This window comes from Amycolatopsis sp. NPDC045836, from assembly GCF_056431745.1.
In genome coordinates this window covers 35,581-56,884 of sequence record NZ_JBWKKF010000013.1, presented here as the reverse complement: position 1 = coordinate 56,884, position 21,304 = coordinate 35,581, and the positions used below count along the sequence as shown (strand labels likewise).

The window sequence follows — 21,304 nt, the reverse complement described above, 5'->3', positions numbered from 1 at the left end:
ATGACCAGCTCGACCTCCCTGCTGCTCGTCGCCGTGGCCCTGGTCCTGCTCGGCGGGGTGTTCGCCGCGGCGGACGCCGCGGTGAGCACGGTCTCGCAGGCCAGGGCCGAGGGCATGGTGCGGCTGGGCCGGGCCGGGGCCCGCCAGCTGGTCGCGGTGATCGCCGAACGCCGCCGCCACATCAACCTGCTGCTCCTGCTGCGGCTGGGCTGCGAGCTGACCTCCACGGTGCTGGTCACCGTGGTGTTCCTGCGCTGGATCGAGCCGGTCTCGCTGGCCGTGGTGGTCGCGGGCCTGGTGATGATCCTGGTCAGCTACGTGCTGATCGGGGTCGGGCCGCGCACCATCGGCCGCCAGCACCCGTACCGCGTCGGCCTGGTGGTCGCCGGGCTGGTGCGGGCGCTCGGCACCGTGCTCGGGCCGCTGAGCAGGCTGCTGATCCTGCTGGGCAACGCGATCACCCCCGGCAAGGGCTTCCGCGAAGGCCCGTTCACCTCCGAGGTCGAGCTGCGTGAACTGGTCGACCTCGCCCAGGAACGCGGGGTGGTGGAGGACTCCGAGCGCGAGATGATCCACTCGGTGTTCGAGCTGGGTGACACCGTGGCCCGCGAGGTGATGGTGCCGCGCACCGAGATCGTCTGGATCGAGCAGGGCAAGTCGGTGCGGCAGGCGCTGGCGCTCTCGCTGCGCTCCGGGTTCACCCGGCTGCCGGTGATCGACGAGTCGGTCGACGACATCGTCGGTGTGGTCAACATCAAGGACCTGGTGCGGGCCTCGATGGCCGACGGCGGCGCCGCGCGTGAGGTGCGCGAGCTGATGAGCCAGGCCAGCTTCGTGCCCGACTCCAAGCGGCTCGACGAACTGCTCAAGGAGATGCAGGTCTCGCGCCACCACCTGGCCATCGCGATCGACGAGTACGGCGGCACCGCGGGCCTGCTGACCATCGAGGACATCCTGGAGGAGATCGTCGGCGAGATCACCGACGAGTCCGACGCCGACGAGCGACCGCCGGTCGAGGCGCTGGACGAGTCCTCGGTGCGGGTGTCGGCGCGGCTCGGCGTGGACGACCTCGGTGAGCTGTTCGGCATCGAACTCGACGACCACGACGTGGAGACCGTCGGCGGGCTGCTCGCGCAACGGCTCGGCCGGGTGCCGCTGCCCGGTGCCGAAGCCGAGGTCGCCGGGCTGCGGCTGCACGCCGAGGGCGGCAAGGACCGGCGCGGCCGGATGCGGATCACCACCGTGGTGGTGCGGGCCAGCGACGAGACGATCGCCGGGCGGCGGGTGCGGGTGCCGCGCGAGGAACGGGACGAGCAGGACGAACGGGATCGGAGCGTGGAGCATGCCTGAGGTGGAGCTGGGTGCCGAGGACGAGAAGATCGTCATCCTCGCCCGGTCGGCCAGGGCCAGGACCGGTGCCGAGGAGGGCGCCGCGGTCAGGGACACCGACGGCCGCACCTACGCGGCGACCACCATCGACCTGCCGTCGTTCCAGCTCACCGCGTTGCAGGCGGCGGTGGCGGCCGCGGTGTCGAGCGGGGCGGAGGGGCTGGAGGCGGCCGCGGTGGTCTCCGCCGAGCCGGTCTTCCGCGAGCCCTCGGTGCACGCGGTCCGCGATCTTTCCGCCGATGCCCCTATTTTTCGCGCGGACCCTTCCGGATCGGTGCAGGAAGTGCTGCGCTAGGCGGGACCTGACCACTCGCCGACGCTGCGGGAGAACGCGTGGACTTCGGGATCTTGGGACCACTCGAGATCACCGGCGTGCCCAGCGGCACGGTCAGCGCGGGCAGGCAGCGCTGCCTGCTGGCCATGCTCCTGCTCGAACCGGGGCAGGTGGTGCCGCTGGAGCGGATCGCCGACGCGTTGTGGGGCGAGGACTGGCCGGACACCGTGCGCAACGCGGTGCAGGTGGTGGTTTCGCGGCTGCGCCGCTCGTTCGCCGGGCACCCGGTGCAGATCCTGGCCAGGGCCAACGGTTACCTCATCGACGTGGCGCCGTCCCGGGTCGACCTGCACCGCTTCCGCGCGTCGGTGGCGAAGGCGCGGGAACTGGCCTGGCACGACGACGCGACGGCCGCCGAGTTGTTCCAGCGCGCGCTCTGCCTGTGGCGCGGGGCGCCGATGGCGGGCATCGAATCGGAGCTGATCTCCGAGCGGATCGCACCCGCGCTGGAACACGAGCGGGTCGGCGCGCTGCTCGACTACCACGACGCGGTGCTCCGGCTGGACCGCGCGGCCGAACTGGTGCCCGCGCTGCTCGCGCTGACCCACGAGCACCCGTTCGAGCAGCGGCTGTGGGCGCAGCTGATGATCGCGCTGCACCGCACCGGCCGCACCAGGGACGCGCTCGCCGCCTACCGCAGGCTGCACCGGCGGCTCGGCCGTGAACTCGGCCTGGAGCCCACGGCCGAGCTCAAGGCGCTCGAACAGGCCGTGCTGCGCGGGGAATCGCTGCGGCACCAGCCGGTGCGCCGGCCACGCACCCCGGCCCGCGAGGCGTTCGACGGCCCGGCGCAGCTGCCGCCGACGGTGGGCGACTTCACCGGCCGCACCACCGAACTCGAGGAACTGGTGCGCACGCTGACCGCACCCGGTGAAGCCGTGCCGGTGGTGACGCTGGCCGGGCAGGGCGGGGTCGGCAAGACCACGCTCGCCGTGCGGGCCGCGCACCTGGTCACCGAGCACTTCCCGGACGGGCAGCTCTACGTGGACCTGTGCGGCACCCAGGAGGTGGTGCGCGATCCGGCGCGGGTGCTGGCCAGCTTCCTGCTCTCGCTCGGGGTGGACGGCGGTGCCATCCCGGACGAGCTGGCCGACCGCGCGGCGTTGTTCCGCAGCAAGCTGGCCGGGCGCCGGGTGCTGGTGCTGCTGGACAACGCCGCGGGTGAGGAGCAGGTGCGCCCGCTGCTGCCCGGGTCGGCGGGCTGCGCGGTGGTGGTCACCAGCCGCACCCGGCTCAGCGGCCTGGAAGGCGGGCGGTCCCTCGACGTCGAGGTGTTCACCCCGCCGCAGGCGTGGGCCTTCCTCGCCGGGGTGGTCGGCCGGGACCGGGTCGAGGCCGAACCCGGTCCGGTCGCCGAGATCATCCGGCTGTGCGGGTACCTGCCGCTGGCGGTGCGGGTGGCCGGGGCGAAGCTGGTGGCCCGGTCGCGGCTCGGCATCGGCCAGCTCGCGGCCCGGCTGGCCGACGAGTGCGGCAGGCTCGACGAACTGGTGGCCGGGGACCTCGCGGTCCGGGCGAGCCTGGCGCTGAGCTACACCGGGCTGCGGCCCGCCGAGCAGCGGGCGCTGCGCCTGCTCGGCCTGCTCGACGTCACCGACTTCGCGTCGTGGGTCTGCGCCGCCCTGCTGGACGTGCCCGCCGAGCAGGCGGAGAGCACCCTGGACGCGCTGGTCGACGTGCACCTGGTGGAGGTGGTCGGCATCGACGTCTGCGGGCAGACGCGGTACCGGCTGCACGACCTGACCCGGCTGTTCGCCAGGGAACGCGCCGAGGAGAGCGAGCCGCCGGAGCAGCTCGAGGCGGCACTGGGCCGGGCGCGCACGGCCTGGCTCTCGCTCGCCGAAGCCGCCGACGACCTGCTCGACAACCGGACGCTGGAACGGATTTCGAACTGCCCGGACCGGGAACGGCTCTCCGCCGAGGAACCGGAGATCCTCGGCGGCAACGCGGCGGGCTGGTTCGACGTCGAGGCCCGCAACCTCCAGGCGATCGTCACCGGTGGCGCGCGGGTGCCGATCGGCTGGCAGATCGCCGAGGCGCTGGTCGGTTACTTCGAATACCGCGTGCTCGGGCAGGACTGGGAACGCACGCACCTGGCCGCGCTGCGGTGCTGCGAAGCCGGCGGCGACCGGCTCGGCGCGGCGGTGCTGCTGCGCGGGCTGGCCGACCGGGCCTGGGGCCGCGGCAGCGCGGACTGCCTGCGGTACGCGCGCCGGGCCGAGCGGCTGTTCGCCGAACTCGGGCACGACACCGGCCGCGCGCAGGCGTTGTCGCTGCTCGGGCTGGGCCTGCGGCTCGAAGGCGCCTACGACGAATCGATGGCCGCCTACGCCGAGAGCCGGCGGCTCAGCGGGGAGCAGGGCAAGCACCGCACCACGATCCTGTCGCTGATCAACGAGTCGATCATCCACCGCGTGCGCGGCGAAGCCGATCAGGCGCTGCGGTGCGTGCTGGAGGTCCGGCGGCTGGCCGGGGCGATCGGCTTCGCCAGGGCGGAGGCCGAGGCGTGGATGCGGCTGGGCAACCTGCGCCAGGACCGCGGGCAGTGGGACGAGGCGGTGGACGCCTACCGCACCGCCGCGGCCGGGTTCCGCAGGCTGGACCACATCGGCTTCCACACCCTGACCCTGACCCACCTCGGTGACCTGCACCTGCGCACCGGTGACCTGCGGGCCGCCGAGGACACGCTGGACCAGGCGGTCGAGGCGGTGGCGGGCTACCGGCACCACTCCAGCAGCTTCCTGCCGATGGAGCTGCTCGCCGAGGTCCACCTCGAACAGGGCCGCTACGACCTCGCGGCGGCCGAGCTGAGCGGGTACGTGGCCGAATACCGCGAACGCAGGCTGGTCGCGCGGCTGCCGGGCGCGCTGGCCAAACTCGGCCGCGCCCTGCACGGAACCGGACGGGTGGCCGAAGCCGTCGGAACCTGGACCGAAGCCAGGGCGCTGCACCTCGAACTGGGCAACCGCGCCGGCGCCGCCGAGCTGGACGAACTGCTCGGGGGGATCACCGAGTCGACGGCGTGAAGCGTCAGGGAGGATGGGCGGATGAGCACCACCACCCACCGCTCCGGTTTCGCCTGCTTCGTCGGCCGCCCGAACGCGGGCAAGTCCACGCTGACCAACGCGCTGGTCGGCAGCAAGGTCGCGATCACCTCGAGCAAGCCGCAGACCACCCGGCACGCGATCCGGGGGGTGGTGCACCGCGAGGACGCGCAACTGGTCATCGTGGACACGCCGGGGCTGCACCGGCCGCGCACGCTGCTCGGTGAGCGGCTCAACGACATCGTGCACTCCACCTGGTCCGAAGTGGACGTGGTGGGCTTCTGCGTGCCCGCCGACGAGAAGGTGGGCCCCGGTGACCGGTTCATCGCCGCCGAACTGACCAAGATCGCCCGCCGCACCCCGGTGATCGGCGTGGTGACCAAAACCGACCTGGTGCCGAAGGAGCAGGTGGCCGCGCAACTGCTGGCGCTGCAGCAGGTGATGGAGTTCGCCGAGCTGGTCCCGGTTTCCGCGGTCGACGGCTTCCAGGTGCAGACACTGGCCGACCTGCTGGTGCGGCGGCTGCCCGAGGGACCGCAGCTGTACCCGGACGGCGACCTGACCGACGAACCGGAGCAGACGCTGGTCGCCGAGCTGATCCGCGAGGCCGCGCTCGAAGGCGTGCACGACGAGCTGCCGCACTCGATCGCGGTGACCGTCGAGGAGATGCTGCCGCGCGAGGGACGTAACGATCTGATCGACGTTCACGCGTTCCTGTATGTGGAGCGCCCCAGTCAGAAGGGCATAATCCTCGGGCACAAGGGGGAACGGCTCAAGCAGGTGGGGGCCGCGGCCCGGCGGCAGATCGAGGCGCTGCTCGGCAGCAAGGTCTACCTCGACCTGCACGTCAAGGTGGCGAAGGAATGGCAGCGCGACCCGAAGCAGCTGCGGCGGCTGGGGTTCTGATGCGAGGAGGGGGCGGATGACCGGTCCGTTTCAGCAACCACCGGGTTACCCCGGTCACGGATACGGCCCGCCGAACTACGGTCCGCCGCCGGAGAACCACCTGGTGTGGGCCATCCTGACCACGCTGATGTGCTGCATGCCACTGGGCGTGGTGGCCATCGTCAAGGCGAACCAGGTGCAGACGCTGTGGTTCACCGGGCAGTTCGAGGCCGCGCAGAAGGCGGCGAACGACGCCAAGCTGTGGTCGATCTGGGCGGCGCTGAGCGTGCTGATCCTGCTCGCGCTCTACGTGATCTTCGTGGTGCTCATCTTCGGCGCCGGTTTCCTCGGCATCTTCGGGCTGGCGTCGGTATGAGCGGCTACACCGGTATCTACAACGGGATTCCGGCCCGGACCTTCGCCGAACGCGTCAAGGCGCTGGGCCCGCCCGCCGCGGTGGCCGCCGCCGGGGCCGCCGGCTGCGTGGCCGTGCTGATCGGCGACCCGACCACCCCGGGCGGTTTCCTGCCGGTCTGCCCGACGCACTCGCTGCTGGGCATCGCCTGCCCCGGCTGCGGTGGGTTGCGGATGGTGTACAGCCTGCTGCACGGGGACCTGCTGGGGGCGCTGCACTACAACGCGCTGTCGCTGGTGGTGGTCCTGCTTTCGGTGTGGAGCACCGTCGCGTGGGCGGTCGGCCGGTGGCGGGGCCGGTGGGTGAACAGCTGGCTGCACTGGCGGTGGACGCCGCTGGCGTTCGGGGTGGCGTTCGTCGTCTGGTTCGTCGTGCGGAACCTGCCGTTCGCGCCGTTCAACGCGCTTTACGTTTGATCTTTCCTGGGAGAAGCAGTGACCGAAGACCAGCCCGAGCTGACCACCCGCCTGCAGCCACCGCTCGCCGGCGGGCACGGCGTGCGCCCCGCCGAGGAGGACCGCACCCAGCGGGTGTCCCCGGAGGGCATCTTCCCGCCCGCCCCGGCCGCGGCCCCCAGCGTCTTCGGCGACGACCCCGGTTCGACGCAGCGGATCAGCCACCCGGGAACTGCGGCCCCCGCACCTTCCGCGGTTCCCGTGCCTTCCGCGGTTCCCGTGCCTTCCGGGGCTCCCGTGCCTTCCGGGGCTCCCGTGGCTTCCGGGCCTTCAGCAGCTTCCGTACCTTCCGGGCCGTTCGTGCCTTCCGGGCAGCCCGGTGCGGTCGGCCAGCCGACGCCGCGATTCGGGCAGCCGTCGGGCCCGTTCCCGCAGCCCGGCCAACCTTCGCCGCCCGGCCAGCCGGCGCTGCCGGGTCGGGTGTCGCAGCTCGGGCAGGGCGAGCAGCCCGGTCAGGTGGGGCAGCAAAGCGGGCCGTTCCCGTTGCCCGGCCAGGCGCCGCAGTCGGGGTCGTTGCCGCTGTCCGGCCAGGCGCCGCAGTCGGGGTCGTTGCCGCTGTCCGGCCAGGCGCCGCAGTCGGGGCCGTTCCCGTTGCCCGGCCACGGGCCGCAGTCCGGGCCCTTGCCGCAGGGCGCTCAGCCGGGGCCGTTCCCGCTGCCGGGCCAGCAGTCCGGGCAGGCTCCGGCGGGTGGACAGGCTCCCTTCGCGCAGTCCGGTCAGTCGTCCCAGCCGGGGCAGGCGCCGTTCGCTCAGCCCGGTCAGGCTGGGCAAGCGCCGTTCGCCCAGCCAGGGCAGTCAGGCCAGGGCTCCTTCGCCCAGCCGGGCCAGTCGGCATTCGGGCAGCCGGGGCAGCTGGAACAGCCGGGTCAGGGAGCGGTCGCCGCACCGGGTGAACAGCAATTGGCCGGTTGGGGAAAGCGCGTCGCCGGTTATCTGATCGATTTGGCGCCCGTGCTGCTGGTGGTGCTGGCCGGTGCGCTGGTGATGCTCGAATCGGTCACCGCGGGAATCGTCACCGTGGGCGCCGGCTGGCTCGGGGGGCTGGTGTGGGTGGTGCTCAACCGCTGGCTCAAGGGTGGCCGCACCGGGCAGTCGCTCGGCAGGCGGGTGGTGGGGATCAAGCTCGTCGGTGCGCGGAGCGGGGCACCGATCGGGGCGGGGCAGGCGTTCCTGCGAGATCTGTGTCACGCGGCGGATTCCGCCGCCTGCTGCGTCGGCTTCCTCTGGCCCCTGTGGGACGCGCGGAACCAGACCTTCGCCGACAAGATCGTCAAGACGATCGTGGTCGAGGCGAAATAGCGAAACCCGGGGCGGAACCCGCCCGCTTGGCTTACCGTCCTATCGCGACGTGACGGCGTTCCGGTGCCTGCGCGCCGCCGGGGTCACCCGACCGAGTACGCTCCCGCGCACCGGCCTGCTCGCCGGGCGACCGCGACCACATGATCAACCCGAGTGAGGGGGAAGCCATGACCAATCCCTACGGTCAGCAGCCGCCGTACGGCCAGCAGCCGCCCGGTCAGCCGCAGCCGGGCTACGGTCCCCCGTCGGGTGCCAACCCCGCCCCCTACGGCCAGCCCTCACCGCCCTACGGCCAGCCCGCTCCCTACGGCCAGCCGTCGCCGCCGTACGGGCAGCCCTCGCCGTTCGGCGGTGGCCCCGGCACGGGTGGTCCGGTGCAGGACATCCCGGACTACAAGGGCTGGGCGATCGCGTCGCTGTTCCTCGGCGGGGTGCTGCTCGGCATCTTCGCGATCATGAAGTCCAACGAGGTCGCCCAGTACAAGATGCAGGGCAACTACCAGATGGCGGAACAGGCGTCCCGGACCACGAAGACGATCTGCCTGATCTCCACCATTCTCGGCGGGCTCGGCTGCGTCCTCGGCCTGATCATCCTGATCGTCAGCTTCGCCGCCATCTGATTTTTCACCTTTCACCACTCCAGCCTCTTTGGGGGATCTTCCGATGACCAATCCTTACGGCCAGCCGCAGCCGGGTTACGGCCAGCAGCCCGGTGGCTACGGCCCGCCGTCCGGCGGCATGCCCGCGCCCTACGGGCAGCAGCCCGCGTTCGGCGGCCCCGGCGGCGGCTACGGCCCGCCCGGGATGCCCGGCGGCGGCCACGACATCCCCGAGTACAAGGGCTGGGCGATCGCGTCGCTGTTCCTCGGCGGCATCATCCTCGGGATCTTCGCGATCATGAAGTCCAACGAGGTCGGCCAGTACAAGATGCAGGGCAACTACCAGATGGCCGAGCAGGCCTCGCGGACGACGAAGACCCTGTGCCTGATCTCCACCATCCTCGGTGGCGTCGGCTGCGTGCTGAGCATCATCTTCATCATCATCGCCATCGTCGCCGCCAACGAGGTGGTCACCTACTCCACCACCTACGGCTGCGAGTACTCCTCGTACTGCTGATCCACGTTTTCGCGGCGGCACGGTCCCTTCCGTGCCGCCGCGAACGCGTTCACCGGCGGCAGTGAGACGATGGAGCGGTGAGCCGTCTCTACCGCGACACCGGAGTGGTGCTGCGGACCTACAAACTCGGCGAGGCCGACCGGATCGTCAGCTTCCTGACGCGGCGGCACGGCAAGGTCCGTGCCGCGGCCAAGGGCGTGCGCCGCACCAACTCGCGCTTCGGCGCCCGGCTCGAACCGTTCGTGCACGTGGACGTGCAGTTCCACACCGGGCGCACGCTCGACGTGGTGACCCAGGTGCAGACCCTGGACGCGTTCGCCATGCCGATCGTCGCCGACTACCCGCGCTACACCTCGGCCAGCGCCATCGTGGAGACCGCCGACCGGCTCACCGCCGAGGAGGGTGAGCCCGCGCTGCGGCTCTACCTGCTCGTGGTCGGCGCGTTGCGGGCGCTGGCGGACGGCGAGCGGGACGCCTCACTGGTGCTCGACGCCTTCCTCCTGCGGGCGATGGCCTTCGCCGGCTGGGCGCCGGCGATCGACGAGTGCGCGCGCTGCGGTGAACCCGGCCCCCACCGCGCGTTCAGCGTGGCCGGGGGCGGCGCGATGTGCCCGCGCTGCCGGATGGCCGGTTCGGTGCACCCCGCGCCGGAGATCTTCCAGCTGCTCGGCGCGCTGCTGCACGGTGACTGGGCCACCGCGGACGCCGCGGCCCAGCACACCCGCCGCGACGCCAGCGGCCTGGTCGCCGCCCAGCTGCAGTGGCACCTGGAGCGCCAGCTGCGGTCCCTGCCGCTGGTGGAGAGACGTGCCCGCGATGCCGAGGTCACCGGGAAGTAGGGTCGGGTCCGACAACCCGGACGAATGAACTGGAGGAGGGGTCAGTGCGGCTCAGGGGACGCTCCACACCGGCGTCGCAGGTCCCGCTGCGGGAACCCGAACCGCATTCCTCGGGTGAGCGCCCGCCGGAGATCCCGGCCGAACTGGTGCCGAAGCACGTGGCGCTGGTGATGGACGGCAACGGCCGCTGGGCCAACCAGCGCGGGCTGCCCCGGATCGAAGGGCACAAGCGCGGCGAAGCGGTGATGATCGACGTCGCCAGCGGCGCGGTCGAACTCGGCGTCAAGTGGCTCTCGGTCTACGCCTTCTCCACCGAGAACTGGAAGCGCAGCCCCGAGGAGGTGCGCTTCCTGATGGGCTTCAACCGCGACACCATCCGCCGCCAGGTCGACTACCTCGGCTCGATCGGCGTGCGCATCCGCTGGGCCGGGCGGCGGCCGCGGCTGTGGCGCAGCGTGATCAACGAGCTGCAGGCGGCCGAGGAGAAGACCAGGCACAACACCACGCTCAACATGACCATGTGCGTGAACTACGGCGGCCGCGCGGAGATCGCCGACGGGGTGCGGCGGATCGCCCAGCTGGCCGCCGAGGGCAAGATCAACCCGGACAAGGTCGACGAGCGCACCATCGCCAAGTACCTGTACCAGCCGGAGATGCCGGACGTGGACCTGTTCCTGCGCCCGTCCGGGGAACTGCGCACCTCGAACTTCATGCTGTGGCAGTCGGCCTACGCCGAGTTCGTCTTCCAGGACACCCTGTTCCCCGACTTCGACCGCCGCCAGCTGTGGGCGGCCTGCCTCGAGTACGCCAAACGTGACCGGCGATTCGGTGCCGCGGTGGACGCGGCGTCGGCCGGAGGAGCCCGATGACCACCGAAGCCGCGGACACCGCGAACCTGCTCACGCTCGCCCGCGAATCCCTCGAGCGCTACCTCGAGGTGCACGTCGACGACGACGGGGCGCTCACCTTCATGCACGCCGACGTGCCGTGCGTGGTGCAGGCCACCCGGCTGGCCGACGGGCTGACCGTGCTCAGCCTGACCTGCGTGGTGGCCTGGGACCTGCCGGACGACCCGTCGATCGCCGCGTCCGCGGCCGAGCGCGCCGGGCAGGGCCTGTTCGGCACGCTGGGTGTGGTGCACACCGACCGGGGCATGGACGTGACCCTGCGTTACGCCTTCCCGGCGCAGGGCATGGACCCGTCGCCGCTGGGCACGCTGCTGATGCTGGTGGTGTCCACCGCTTCGCAGCTGCGCACCGATCTGCTGGGCATCCCGGAGTCCTGACCGGCGTTTCTGGCATAGTGCCGAAGGTGGGAATCATTTCCGACAAGGCCACCACCGGCGGGGTGCGCCGGAAGCCGAAGATCACCTCCATCGAGGTGCTCTGCGCGGTGCTGCTGGTCGCCATCCTCGCGCAGGGCTGGCTCCAGCAGGTGCTCGACGTGCCCGCGTTGCGCACCGGTGCCACCGTTTTTGTCGCCGTCTGCGTGCAGGCGCTGCCGTTCCTCGTGCTCGGGGTGCTGATCAGCGGCGCGATCGCCGCCTTCGTCCCGGCCCGCGTGCTGCGGAAGGTGCTGCCGAAGCGGGAGGGTGCCGCGGTCGGCGTCGCCGGGCTGGCCGGAGTCGCGCTGCCGGGCTGCGAATGCGCCTCGGTGCCGGTGGCCCGCCGGCTGATGGGGCAGGGCGTGGCCCCGGCCGCCGCGCTGACCTTCCTGCTGGCCGCGCCCGCGGTAAACCCGGTGGTGCTGGTGGCGACCGCGGTGGCGTTCCCCGGCGAGCCGATGGTGGTGCTCGCCCGGTTCGTCGCCTCGCTGGCCACCGCGATGGTGATGGGCTGGTTGTGGGCCCGGTTCGGCAAGCTGGAGTGGATCGCCGAGCGCGCGCTGCGCCGCCTGCCCGACGGTGAGCCGGGGTCGCGCTGGAAGACCTTCGCCGAGATCGCCCGCACGGACCTGGTCGAGGCGGGCGGGTTCCTGGTGCTGGGCGCGCTGATCTCGGCGTCGCTCGGGGTGCTCGTGCCGCCGGAGTGGTTCGGCGTGCTGGGGGAGCAGATCGTGCTCGGCATCGTGGTGATGGCCGTGCTCGCGGTGGTGCTGGCGCTGTGCAGCGAGGCCGACGCGTTCGTCGCCGCGTCGCTCACCGCGGTGCCGCTGCTGCCGAAACTGGTGTTCCTGGTGGTCGGCCCGGCGGTCGACGTCAAGCTGTTCGCCCTGCAGGCGGGTACCTTCGGCCGGTCGTTCGCGCTGCGCTTCGCCCCGGTCACCTTCGTCGTGGCGACCACCAGCGCGGTGCTCGCCGGATCGTTCCTGCTCGGAGGCTCGTGATGCGCCGCGAAACGCAGAACATCCTGCTCGTCCTGCTCGGCGGGGCGTTGCTCAAGATCAGCTTCACCGGGGACTACCTGCGTTACGTCAAACCGGCGCACCAGCCGTGGATCATCGCCGGTGGCACGGTCATGGTGCTGCTCGGCGTGGTCGCCATCGGCCGCGACCTGCTCGCCGCCCGCCGGGCCGCCGTCCCGGCCCACGGCCACGGTCATGACGGCCACCAGCACCCGGCGCGGTCGGCGTGGCTGCTGATGGTGCCGGTGCTCGCGGTGTTCCTGGTCGCGCCGCCCGCGCTGGGCTCGGATTCGGTGACCCGCACCCAGGGCCGGGCCCCGCAGTCCTCGGCGCTGCGGGACGCCCAGCTGTTCCCCGCGCTGCCCGAGCAGGCGGTGGTGCCGCTGCCGGTCTCGGAGTTCGTCACCAGGGCGGGCTGGGACTCGAGCGGTTCGCTCAACGGCCGGACGGTGTCGCTGTCCGGGTTCGTCGCCCGCGACGGTGCCGACGTGCTGCTGGCGCGGCTGGTCATCGGGTGCTGCGCGGCCGACGCGAACCCGGTCACCGTGCGCCTGCTCGGCACCGGCACGGCTGGGCTGGCCCCGGACACCTGGATCGAGGTCACCGGGGTGGTCGTACCGGGTACCACCACGCGGGAGACGAACTACACGCCGGACTTCACCCTGGCCTCGGTCCGCCCGGTCCCGGCGCCGAAGGATCCCTACGAGTACTGAGCGGGGGCGAGCCGTGACCTACCGGACGACCGTGCTGCTCCCGCCCGGGGTGGCGTGGGGGCTGCGCGCGGTCTTCGCGGGGTGTGCGCTGCTGAGCGCGGCGCTGTGGTGGTTCGCCGGGGACTCGCCGATCTCGTGCGCGGTCGCGACGGCGATCCTGCTGGGGATCTCCGGTTCGCTGGCGCTGTGCCGCGGGCGCATCGAGGTCGACGGCGAACACCTCCGGCTGAAGCTGGTCCCGCTCTTCACCAGAACGGTGCCACGCCGGGAGATCGTCGCCGTGGAACCGGCCGAAGTGGACCCGTGGCGCGATTTCCACGGGTTCGGGTACCGCCTGACCGGTGGCGGCCGGGTCGGCTTCGTCTTCCGCCGCGGCCCGGCGGTCCGGGTGGCCACCCGGGACGGCCGGACCTACGTGATCGGCGATCCGGCCGCGGAAGACCTCATCGCGGCCCTGCGGAGCTAGGCTTTGGCGCAGTCCGCGCACAGCCCGACGATCTCCACGGTGTGCGTGATGTCGGAAAAACCGTTGCCCGAGGCGATCTTCTCCGCCCAGCGCTCCACCGCCGGGCCCTCCACCTCGACGGTGAACCCGCAGCGGCGGCAGACCAGGTGATGGTGGTGGTGCGAGGAGCAGCGCCGGTAGATGGCCTCGCCGGACTCGGTGCGCAGCACGTCGATCTCGCCCGCCTCGGACAGCGACTGCAGCGTCCGGTACACCGTGGTCAGGCCGATGCCCTCGCCGCGCTTGCGCAGTTCGTCGTGCAGTTCCTGCGCCGAACGGAAGTCGTCGACCGCGTCCAGCAGTTCGACCACGGCGGCGCGCTGCTTGGTGGAGCGGCGGCCGGGCAGCGGGGCCCGGCCCCTGGTCGGGGTGCTCACTTGCCCTCCTGCACGTGTGCCACCGCGTCCACCACGATGTGCGCCAGGTGGTCGTCGACCAGCCGGTAGACCACCTCGCGGCCGCGCCGCTCGCCGTGCACCACCCCGGCCGCCTTGAGCACCCGCAGGTGCTGGCTGATCAGCGGCTGGGCCACTTCGAGGGAGTCGACCAGTTCGTGCACGCACCGGTCCCCCTCGCGCAGTTGCAGCACGATCGAGATGCGGACCGGGGCGGCCAGCGCCCGCAGCAGTTCCCCGGCCTCGACCAGGGTGCCCGCCGACGGGGTCGGCGCGTGCGGCGACGGCGGCCGGGCCGGTGAGTGCACGTGCTCGGCGTCCTCCGGCAGACCGGGGGGCGCGGCGTCCGGGCGCACCGTCGGCATCGTTCACTCCAGCGGTTGGCGAAAAGGGTTGTCCTTATCCATCTTAGGGGCTGTCCGGCGGACTAGGCCGTTCGAGTGACAAGCGGGGTAAATCGTGAGTATGTTTCCTATCTTGTGGTCTGCCGTGCGAAGTTGGCTCGGCGGCCACGCTGCGTGGTCTGGGGGTCCCGGAGCAACCCACGCGGGTGATCGCGCGTGTGTGTAACGGCAGAAGCGCCTATGAAGTCGAGGAGCCATGACGCGTTTTGTGACGAAGCTGGCCGCGGGCACGACGGCACTGGCCTTCGCGGTGGCGCCCGGGGTGGCGTCGGCCCAGGTCGACGAGGAAACCGGCCCGGTCGCCTACGCCAACGCCGCCGCGGCGAAGGTGGGCGAGGGTGAGGGGGCGGGCACCGTCGTCACGGAGACGCAGAAGACGCCGCTCAAGCCGGGGCAATCCAAGCTGGGGCCGGAGCGCAACCTGCTGCCGAAGGACGAGGGCGAGAAGAAGTCGATCGGCCCGAACTACCTTGTCCACCTCGGTGAGTACAACCCCGAGCACAGTCCGTATCCGGCCGAGGTGAAAAGCCGCGACCACAACGTGGTGGCCACGCTGAAGGACACCAACGTGCCCACGGCCGTCGCCGAGACCAACTACGCGCTGCAGGACGTCTCACTGGGCGCCCCCTCCGACCTCGGGAACACCTTCCTGGTGCTGGAAGGCGCCAAGTCCACCGTCGAGTGCGCGGCCACCGACAAGCTCACCGGCTCCAGCACGGTCGAGACCATCTGGGTTCTGGACAAGAGCGGTGAGCTGGTCAAGGCGGAGCCCGACGCCGACGACAAGGTGGTGCTGACGGACCTGCCGTTCGGACCGCCCCGGGATACCGACGTCAAGAAGGGGGTCGAAGACCCCGCCAAGACCACCTCCGACCTGACCGTGCGGCCGATCACCGAATTCGACTCCCTGCTGCGCCAGAACCAGTGGCGCGACGGTGAGCTCAACGCCGCGGCGGGCTGGCTGGTGGAAGTCGTCACGCACGTCAAGAACAAGGACGGCGTGGTGATCGAGGACCTGAAGAGCCGGTACGTGCTCGGTGGCGTCAGCTGCTCCATCCCGGACGACTTCAAGCCCGCCGACCCGCAGTCGAGCACCCCGCAGGTGCCGACCAAGATCCCGGCCGGGGCCATCGCACCGGCGGACTCGGCCGGGGTCTCGCCGCTGGGCCTGTCCCTGCTCGGTGGGGGCTTGCTGCTGGGCACCGGTGCCGTGCTGGCGCTGCGCCGCCGTCCCGCGACGGCCGAGCGGAAGAGCTGACCTGGTGGAGACGCCGCCCGCCGCCCCCGAGGTCCCGCGCCGCCGCAAGCTGATCGCGATCGTGCTCGCGGTCGTCGCGGTGGCCGTCGCCGGTGCCGGGGTCTGGGTGCTGATGAGCGACCCCGGCCCCGTGCCGGTCGCGCAGCCACCCGCCCCGGCGGTGGCCCCGCTGCCCGCGGCCACCACCGAGCCGCCGCCCGCGGTGCAGGTGGCCGAGCCCGCGCAGAGCCCCGGCACCGTCCGGCTGCCCGAGGGCGGCACGGCGAAGCTGATCCGCAAGGAGGTCACCGCCGACGGCGTGCTGCCCATTCCGGACGGCCTCGACGAGGCCACCTGGTGGGGGGCCAAGCTCGGCGACAGCCAGGGCGCGGCGCTGCTGTCCGGGCACGTCAACTGGAAGCGGCAGAACGGGCCGTTCGACGAGCTGTGGCGCAGCGGCCCCGGCCAGGAGGTCAGCGTGGTCGACACCGGCGGCGGGCAGTGGAAGTACCGCATCACCGAGGTGCTCACGCTGCACAAGAGCGAGCTGCCGGACCACGCGCAGCAGCTGTTCGGCCAGGACGGGCCGCACCGGCTGGTGCTGGTGACCTGCGGCGGGGACTACGTCGGCGGCACCGAGGGCTACGAGGACAACCGGATCGTCACCGCGGAACTCGTCTCGCGGCCGTAAACCCGGCTCATCCGAGGCAAACCCTCCGCGAAGGGTGGCGGACGCGGCGGATACCCTGGCAGTTCCAAGTCAGATATCCGTCCTCGCATGTCACGGAGCGTGGAGTGCCCGCCAACACCATCGAGACCGTAGTCAGTCTCTGCAAGCGTCGTGGTTTTGTTTTTCCGTGCGGGGAGATCTACGGGGGTACCCGGTCGGCGTGGGACTACGGTCCGCTCGGCGTGGAGTTCAAGGAGAACATCAAGCGCCAGTGGTGGAAGTCCATGGTGCAGGGCCGCGACGACGTGGTCGGCCTCGACTCCTCGGTGATCCTGCCGCGGCCGGTGTGGGTGGCCTCCGGTCACGTCGGCGTGTTCACCGACCCGCTGGTGGAGTGCCTGTCCTGCCACAAGCGCTTCCGGGCCGACCAGCTGGCCGAGGAGTACGCCGAGCGCAGCGGCAAGGAGGTCTCCGAGGACGAGCTGTCCGACGTGCCCTGCCCGAACTGCGGCAACCGCGGCCAGTACACCGAGCCGCGTGACTTCAACATGATGCTCAAGACCTACCTCGGCCCGGTGGAGTCCGAGGAGGGCCTGCACTACCTGCGCCCGGAGACCGCGCAGGGCATCTTCGTCAACTTCCTCAACGTGCAGACCACCTCGCGGAAGAAGCCGCCGTTCGGCATCGGCCAGATCGGCAAGTCCTTCCGCAACGAGATCACCCCCGGCAACTTCATCTTCCGCACCCGCGAGTTCGAGCAGATGGAGATGGAGTTCTTCGTCGAGCCGGGTGAGGACGAGGTCTGGCACCAGCGCTGGATCGACACCCGCACCGAGTGGTACACCGACCTCGGCATCAAGCCGGAGAACCTGCGCCACTACGAGCACCCCAAGGAAAAGCTGTCGCACTACTCGAAGCGCACGGTCGACATCGAGTACCGCTTCGGCTTCGGCGGCCAGGAGTGGGGTGAGCTGGAGGGCATCGCCAACCGCACCGACTTCGACCTCACCACGCACTCCAACCACTCCGGGGTGGACCTGTCCTACTTCGACCAGGCCACCGGCCAGCGCTACCGGCCGTTCGTGATCGAGCCCGCGGCCGGGGTCGGCCGCTCGATGATGGCGTTCCTGGTCGACGCCTACACCGAGGACGAGGTGCCCAACGCCAAGGGCGGCGTGGACAAGCGCGTGGTGCTGAAGCTGGACTACCGGCTCGCGCCGTACAAGGTCGCGGTGCTGCCGCTCTCGCGCAACGCCGACCTCACGCCGAAGGCCCGCGACGTGGCCGCCTCGCTGCGCAAGCACTGGCACGTCGACTTCGACGACGCCGGTTCGATCGGCAAGCGCTACCGCCGCCAGGAGGAGATCGGCACGCCGTTCTGCGTGACCGTCGACTTCGACTCGCTCGAGGACCACGCGGTCACCGTGCGCGAGCGCGACTCGATGCGGCAGGAGCGGATCTCCATCGACCAGCTGGAGTCCTACCTGGCCGCGCGGCTGATCGGCTGCTGACCCCGGCGGGTGCCACGGGCCGCCCGTGGCACCCGCCCACCCCCGGCAGGCCGGGGCGATGGCCGTCGAGTCCACAATGGACTCCGGAGGGACCCGGCGCCGGCCGCCGGAACGTGCCGGGGGTGCTCGCTACGGAACGTGAACCTGACAGGATTTCCCCACTATGACTGCGCGAATTCCCGGACGAGTGAGTGCTGCCCGCTGGGTGCGCCGGGCCGTGGTCGGCGCGGTGCTGATCGCCGTGCTCGTGGTCGGCGGCACGGCGGTGCGGGTGTGGCACGTGGCCCGGATCGACGACCGCTCCCCGGCCGACGTGATCGTGGTGCTCGGGGCCGCCCAGTACAACGGCAAGCCGTCGGAGGTGCTGCGGGCCCGGCTGGTGCACGCCAAGCAGCTCTACGACACCGGGGTGGCGAAGTACGTGCTCACCTCGGGCGGGGCCGCGGAGGGCGACAGCTACACCGAAGCCGAGGCCGGCGCGAAGTGGCTGGCCGAGCGCGGGGTGCCGCGGGACCGGATGATCGTGGTCGGCCAGGGCCGCGACACGCTCGGCACGCTGCACGCGGTGGCCGACGAGGTGGAGCGGCGCGGGATGAGCACCGCGGTGCTGGTCAGCGATCCGTGGCACTCGCTGCGGGCGCGGACGATGGCCGAGGACTCCGGGCTGGACGCGTGGAGTTCGCCGACGCACCGGGGACCGATCGTGCAGACCAGGGAAACGCAGGCGAAGTACATCTTCCGCGAAACCGGGGCCCTGCTGTTCTACCGGCTTTCGAAACAACCCGCCGACGACATCGGCGGCACCGGCCTCGGCTGAATTGCTCCCCCACCGCGCGTGCGTTTCTCCCGGTGACCGGGAACAGTTCTCACGCCGCGCTGGTTCCGCCGGGTAGTGGCGGGACCACGGACAGCCGCCGGGGCGCGTACCCGGTGAGCGGGCGGGCCAGCGCGGCCAGTCCGGCCGGGGTCAGCTCGGCCCGCACCCAGCTGCCCGGCAGCGCGGGACCCGCCGCCCGGATCAGCCCGGCCCTCGCCAGTGCCCGGGAAGTCGCCTGGTCGCTGCAGTGCAGGCCGTCGACCCGCAGGTCCGGCTCGCAGCTCGCGGTCAGCTCCGCCCGGCCCGCCTGCACCGCGCGCAGCATGGCGCGGGCCCGGTGGGTGAGCTCCGGGGTGCTTTCAGGAGTGACGACTTCGGCTCTTTCGGCGCTTGTCATAACTCATCACCGCCTCCGTGTTCCCAGTGTTCGGGGTGACTGGAATCACAATCGTCTCCTGGTTTGCTTTCCGGCGGCACCCGAGAAAGTCGCTAGGGGAACCCCTATTCCGGCACCGGAAGCGGTCCGGCGGGCCGCCTAAGCTGGAGCGGGTGAACTCCTACACCGCGCACGACACCGAGCGCAGGCTCGCCGAGCCGCCCAAGGGCGCGGCGCTGGCCGGTGCGCTCGCCGACGCCCGCAGCGCGTTCGCCCGCGACCGCGCCAGGGTGCTGCACTCGGCCGCGCTGCGCCGGCTCGCCGGCAAGACGCAGGTGGTCGGGCCGGGGGAGGGCACCGAGGTCAGCGGCGTGCCGCGGACCCGGCTGACGCATTCGCTCGAGGTCGCCCAGATCGGCCGGGGCATCGCCGAGGACCTGGGGGCCGACCCGGACCTGGTGGACACCGCCGGCCTGGCGCACGACATCGGCCACCCGCCGTTCGGGCACAACGGCGAGCACGCGCTGAACGCCGCGGCGCAGGCGTGCGGCGGGTTCGAGGGCAACGCGCAGACCCTGCGCATCCTGGCCAGGCTGGAGCCGAAGGTGCTCGACGGGACGGAGAGCGCCGGGCTGAACCTGACCAGGGCCTGCCTCGACGCGGCCACGAAGTACCCGTGGCCGCGGACCGCCGGGGTGAGCAAGTTCGGCGTGTACGAGGACGACCTCGGGGTGTTCCGCTGGATGCGCGAGGGGGCGCCGGAGGGGCGCACCTGCCTGGAGGCCCAGATCATGGACTGGGCCGACGACGTGGCGTACTCGGTGCACGACGTGGAGGACGGGGTGCTCGCCGGGCGCATCTCGTTCCGCGTGCTGGCCGACTCCCAGGAACGGGCGGCGCTGGCGGAACTGGCCGCCAAGCACTTCTCCGCCAGCCCGGTGTCCGCTTTGGAGACCGCCGCACGCGGGCTGCTGGAGCTGCCGGTGGTGGCCGAGCTGGCGCGGCGCTACGACTCCTCGCTCGGTGCCCAGGTGGCGCTCAAGCGGATGACCAGCGAACTGGTCGGCCGGTTCGCCTCCGCCGCGGTGACCGGCACCAGGGCGGCCCACGGTGACGGCCCGCTGACCCGCTACGCCGCGTCGCTGGCCGTGCCGGACCAGGTGGCCGCCGAGGTGGCGCTGCTCAAGGCGCTGGCGCTGCGGTACGTGATGAGCGACCCGCGGCGGCTGGCCATGCAGGACGGCCAGCGGCAGGTGCTGGCCCAGCTGGTCGAGGTGCTGTGCGAGCAGGCACCGGAGCCGCTGGACCCGGTCTTCCAGCCCGCCTGGACCGAGGCGGCCGACGACGCGGCCCGCCTGCGCGTGGTGATCGACCAGGTCGCCTCCCTGACCGATGCCCAAGCCTTGGCTTGGCATTCGTGGCACACCGGCCGTCACCGCTAGTACGGTCAGCGGCATGGCAGACCCAGCCGAGACCCGTCATCTGCGGTTCGCGCTCGCCCTGCACGGCGAGGCCGGGCCGGGCGACACCTGCTTCTCGCCGTACTCCGCGGCCAGTGCGCTGACGCTGGTGGCCAGAGCCGCCCGCGGTGCGTCGGCGGAGGAACTGGTGCGGTTGCTCGGCGAGGTGGACGGCCACGCCGGGCTGCTGCGTGCCGCGGCGGAGCTGCACGGCCCGGACCACCAGGACACCCCGGTGCTGGAGGTGGCCAACACGCTGTGGGCCTGGGACGGCCTGGAACTCCGCGAGGAGTTCACCGCGGAGCTGGCCCGGTGGCCGCACGGCTCGGTGGCGAGCGCCCCGTTCGTCGACGACCCCGAAGGCGCGCGCGCCGCGATCAACGCCGACATCGCCGAGACCACCCACCAGCTGATCCCCGAACTGCTCACCCCCGGCTCGGTCGGCCCGGACACGGTGGCCGCCGTGGTCAACGCGCTCTACCTGAAGGTCGCGTGGACCAATCCGTTCGGCGAGGGCGCCACCCGGCCGGCCGCCTTCCACAGCCCCGGCGGCGAGGTCCGGGTGCCGACCATGCACCTGACCGAGCAGCTCGGCTACGCCCGCACCGGCGGCTGGCAGGTGATCACCCTGCCCGCGGTCGGGGACGTGGAGGCCGTGGTCCTGCTGCCGGACGGCGACCTGGCCGCCGCCGAAGCGGAGCTGGACGCCGAGGGGCTGGCGGAACTGCTGTCGGCCAAGCAGTTCACCCAGGTCAGCCTGGCGCTGCCGAAGCTGGAACTGGACCTGCGCACCGACCTGACCGCGGTGCTCAAGGCGCTCGGGGTGCGCACGCTGTTCACCCCGGACGCCGACCTGAGCGGCCTCAGCCCGGATCCGCGGCTGTTCGTCTCGGACGTGCTGCACCAGGCGGTGCTGCGGATCGACGAGAGCGGCCTGGAGGGCGCGGCGGCCACCGCGGCGATGATCCGCATGGTCTCCCTGCCCGTCGGCGACCCGGTGCCGGTTTCGGTGGACCGGCCGTTCCTGCTGCTGGTCCGCCACGCCGGCACCGGCGCCGTCTACTTCTTCGCCAGGGTGGAGAACCCGGCGTCGTGAC

The 21,304-nt window shown here is 71.9% G+C and carries 24 protein-coding genes; 21 read left to right on the top strand and 3 right to left on the bottom strand.

All coding sequences use genetic code 11. The features are described 5' to 3' along the window. From AC07EG_RS24505 to AC07EG_RS24435, 15 genes are all read left to right on the top strand, one after another. The gene (locus AC07EG_RS24505) at positions 1 to 1,350 is read left to right on the top strand and encodes a hemolysin family protein (protein WP_478255505.1); all 1,350 of its coding nucleotides are present in this window, start codon (positions 1 to 3) and stop codon (positions 1,348 to 1,350) included. Continuing rightward, positions 1,343 to 1,684: a cytidine deaminase gene (locus AC07EG_RS24500; RefSeq protein WP_478255504.1), complete on the top strand. Its 342-nt coding sequence runs from the start codon at positions 1,343 to 1,345 to the stop codon at positions 1,682 to 1,684. The genes AC07EG_RS24505 and AC07EG_RS24500 overlap by 8 nt, the downstream gene beginning before the upstream one ends. Positions 1,685 to 1,722: 38 nt before the next feature. Then, the gene (locus tag AC07EG_RS24495) at positions 1,723 to 4,749 is read left to right on the top strand and encodes an AfsR/SARP family transcriptional regulator (protein WP_478255503.1); all 3,027 of its coding nucleotides are present in this window, start codon (positions 1,723 to 1,725) and stop codon (positions 4,747 to 4,749) included. A gap of 21 nt (positions 4,750 to 4,770) precedes the next feature. Then, a complete protein-coding gene (era, locus tag AC07EG_RS24490; RefSeq protein WP_478255502.1) occupies positions 4,771 to 5,673 on the top strand; it encodes a GTPase Era in 903 nt (300 codons plus the stop codon). Between the two features lie 16 nt (positions 5,674 to 5,689). After that, a complete protein-coding gene (locus AC07EG_RS24485; protein ID WP_478255501.1) occupies positions 5,690 to 6,028 on the top strand; it encodes a CD225/dispanin family protein in 339 nt (112 codons plus the stop codon). Beyond that, the gene (locus AC07EG_RS24480; protein ID WP_478255500.1) at positions 6,025 to 6,483 is read left to right on the top strand and encodes a DUF2752 domain-containing protein; all 459 of its coding nucleotides are present in this window, start codon (positions 6,025 to 6,027) and stop codon (positions 6,481 to 6,483) included. Before AC07EG_RS24485 ends, AC07EG_RS24480 begins: the two co-directional genes overlap by 4 nt. A 459-nt stretch (positions 6,484 to 6,942) precedes the next feature. Further along, a complete protein-coding gene (locus AC07EG_RS24475; RefSeq protein ID WP_478255499.1) occupies positions 6,943 to 7,821 on the top strand; it encodes an RDD family protein in 879 nt (292 codons plus the stop codon). Positions 7,822 to 7,988: 167 nt separating this feature from the next. After that, complete coding sequence (locus AC07EG_RS24470; RefSeq protein ID WP_478255498.1) at positions 7,989 to 8,441, top strand: CD225/dispanin family protein; 453 nt, start codon at positions 7,989 to 7,991, stop codon at positions 8,439 to 8,441. Positions 8,442 to 8,484: 43 nt separating this feature from the next. Continuing rightward, positions 8,485 to 8,937: a CD225/dispanin family protein gene (locus AC07EG_RS24465; RefSeq protein WP_478255497.1), complete on the top strand. Its 453-nt coding sequence runs from the start codon at positions 8,485 to 8,487 to the stop codon at positions 8,935 to 8,937. Between the two features lie 77 nt (positions 8,938 to 9,014). Next, a complete protein-coding gene (gene recO / locus AC07EG_RS24460; protein ID WP_478255496.1) occupies positions 9,015 to 9,776 on the top strand; it encodes a DNA repair protein RecO in 762 nt (253 codons plus the stop codon). Positions 9,777 to 9,820: 44 nt separating this feature from the next. Then, complete coding sequence (locus tag AC07EG_RS24455; protein ID WP_478255495.1) at positions 9,821 to 10,645, top strand: isoprenyl transferase; 825 nt, start codon at positions 9,821 to 9,823, stop codon at positions 10,643 to 10,645. Further along, a complete protein-coding gene (locus AC07EG_RS24450) occupies positions 10,642 to 11,061 on the top strand; it encodes a hypothetical protein (protein WP_478255494.1) in 420 nt (139 codons plus the stop codon). The genes AC07EG_RS24455 and AC07EG_RS24450 overlap by 4 nt, the downstream gene beginning before the upstream one ends. A 26-nt stretch (positions 11,062 to 11,087) precedes the next feature. Then, a complete protein-coding gene (locus tag AC07EG_RS24445; protein WP_478255493.1) occupies positions 11,088 to 12,101 on the top strand; it encodes a permease in 1,014 nt (337 codons plus the stop codon). Further along, positions 12,101 to 12,832 carry a TIGR03943 family putative permease subunit gene (locus AC07EG_RS24440; RefSeq protein ID WP_478255492.1) on the top strand — a complete coding sequence of 244 codons (732 nt, stop codon included), beginning with the start codon at positions 12,101 to 12,103 and terminating at the stop codon, positions 12,830 to 12,832. Before AC07EG_RS24445 ends, AC07EG_RS24440 begins: the two co-directional genes overlap by 1 nt. Before the next feature lie 13 nt (positions 12,833 to 12,845). Continuing rightward, the gene (locus AC07EG_RS24435) at positions 12,846 to 13,298 is read left to right on the top strand and encodes a hypothetical protein (protein WP_478255491.1); all 453 of its coding nucleotides are present in this window, start codon (positions 12,846 to 12,848) and stop codon (positions 13,296 to 13,298) included. Here the strand turns inward: AC07EG_RS24435 and AC07EG_RS24430 are convergent. Together AC07EG_RS24430 and AC07EG_RS24425 are read right to left on the bottom strand one after the other, a co-directional pair. Beyond that, positions 13,295 to 13,714, bottom strand: a complete 420-nt coding sequence (locus AC07EG_RS24430; RefSeq protein WP_478255490.1) for a Fur family transcriptional regulator — start codon at positions 13,712 to 13,714, stop codon at positions 13,295 to 13,297. The genes AC07EG_RS24435 and AC07EG_RS24430 overlap by 4 nt on opposite strands. Then, a complete protein-coding gene (locus AC07EG_RS24425) occupies positions 13,711 to 14,097 on the bottom strand; it encodes an ArsR/SmtB family transcription factor (protein ID WP_478255489.1) in 387 nt (128 codons plus the stop codon). Before AC07EG_RS24425 ends, AC07EG_RS24430 begins: the two co-directional genes overlap by 4 nt. Before the next feature lie 235 nt (positions 14,098 to 14,332). Between AC07EG_RS24425 and AC07EG_RS24420 the strand changes: the two genes are divergently transcribed. From AC07EG_RS24420 to AC07EG_RS24405, 4 genes are all read left to right on the top strand, one after another. Next, positions 14,333 to 15,394: a hypothetical protein gene (locus AC07EG_RS24420; protein ID WP_478255488.1), complete on the top strand. Its 1,062-nt coding sequence runs from the start codon at positions 14,333 to 14,335 to the stop codon at positions 15,392 to 15,394. Position 15,395: 1 nt separating this feature from the next. Next, positions 15,396 to 16,064: a class F sortase gene (locus tag AC07EG_RS24415; protein WP_478255705.1), complete on the top strand. Its 669-nt coding sequence runs from the start codon at positions 15,396 to 15,398 to the stop codon at positions 16,062 to 16,064. 104 nt (positions 16,065 to 16,168) lie between these two features. Continuing rightward, entirely contained in the window at positions 16,169 to 17,554 is a 1,386-nt protein-coding gene (locus AC07EG_RS24410) for a glycine--tRNA ligase (protein ID WP_478255487.1), read from the top strand. 187 nt (positions 17,555 to 17,741) lie between these two features. Then, on the top strand, positions 17,742 to 18,371 hold the full coding sequence (locus tag AC07EG_RS24405) for a YdcF family protein (RefSeq protein WP_478255486.1): 630 nt from the start codon (positions 17,742 to 17,744) through the stop codon (positions 18,369 to 18,371). 49 nt (positions 18,372 to 18,420) lie between these two features. Here AC07EG_RS24405 and AC07EG_RS24400 read toward each other — a convergent pair whose 3' ends face one another. Next, complete coding sequence (locus AC07EG_RS24400; protein WP_478255485.1) at positions 18,421 to 18,768, bottom strand: hypothetical protein; 348 nt, start codon at positions 18,766 to 18,768, stop codon at positions 18,421 to 18,423. A 152-nt stretch (positions 18,769 to 18,920) separates the two neighbouring features. Between AC07EG_RS24400 and AC07EG_RS24395 the strand changes: the two genes are divergently transcribed. Then, complete coding sequence (locus AC07EG_RS24395) at positions 18,921 to 20,189, top strand: deoxyguanosinetriphosphate triphosphohydrolase (protein WP_478255484.1); 1,269 nt, start codon at positions 18,921 to 18,923, stop codon at positions 20,187 to 20,189. Positions 20,190 to 20,202: 13 nt separating this feature from the next. Continuing rightward, a complete protein-coding gene (locus AC07EG_RS24390) occupies positions 20,203 to 21,303 on the top strand; it encodes a serpin family protein (RefSeq protein ID WP_478255483.1) in 1,101 nt (366 codons plus the stop codon). The last annotated feature ends 1 nt before the right edge of the window (position 21,304 follow it).

Coding starts and splice junctions, on each gene's coding strand:
- AC07EG_RS24450 (WP_478255494.1), top strand. CDS start 10,642: ATGACCACCGAAGCCGCGGACACCGCGAACCTGCTCACGCTCGCCCGC.
- AC07EG_RS24485 (WP_478255501.1), top strand. CDS start 5,690: ATGACCGGTCCGTTTCAGCAACCACCGGGTTACCCCGGTCACGGATAC.
- AC07EG_RS24470 (WP_478255498.1), top strand. CDS start 7,989: ATGACCAATCCCTACGGTCAGCAGCCGCCGTACGGCCAGCAGCCGCCC.
- era (WP_478255502.1), top strand. CDS start 4,771: ATGAGCACCACCACCCACCGCTCCGGTTTCGCCTGCTTCGTCGGCCGC.
- AC07EG_RS24480 (WP_478255500.1), top strand. CDS start 6,025: ATGAGCGGCTACACCGGTATCTACAACGGGATTCCGGCCCGGACCTTC.
- AC07EG_RS24420 (WP_478255488.1), top strand. CDS start 14,333: ATGACGCGTTTTGTGACGAAGCTGGCCGCGGGCACGACGGCACTGGCC.
- AC07EG_RS24465 (WP_478255497.1), top strand. CDS start 8,485: ATGACCAATCCTTACGGCCAGCCGCAGCCGGGTTACGGCCAGCAGCCC.
- AC07EG_RS24440 (WP_478255492.1), top strand. CDS start 12,101: ATGCGCCGCGAAACGCAGAACATCCTGCTCGTCCTGCTCGGCGGGGCG.
- AC07EG_RS24390 (WP_478255483.1), top strand. CDS start 20,203: ATGGCAGACCCAGCCGAGACCCGTCATCTGCGGTTCGCGCTCGCCCTG.
- AC07EG_RS24500 (WP_478255504.1), top strand. CDS start 1,343: ATGCCTGAGGTGGAGCTGGGTGCCGAGGACGAGAAGATCGTCATCCTC.
- AC07EG_RS24400 (WP_478255485.1), bottom strand. CDS start 18,768: ATGACAAGCGCCGAAAGAGCCGAAGTCGTCACTCCTGAAAGCACCCCG.
- AC07EG_RS24425 (WP_478255489.1), bottom strand. CDS start 14,097: ATGCCGACGGTGCGCCCGGACGCCGCGCCCCCCGGTCTGCCGGAGGAC.
- AC07EG_RS24505 (WP_478255505.1), top strand. CDS start 1: ATGACCAGCTCGACCTCCCTGCTGCTCGTCGCCGTGGCCCTGGTCCTG.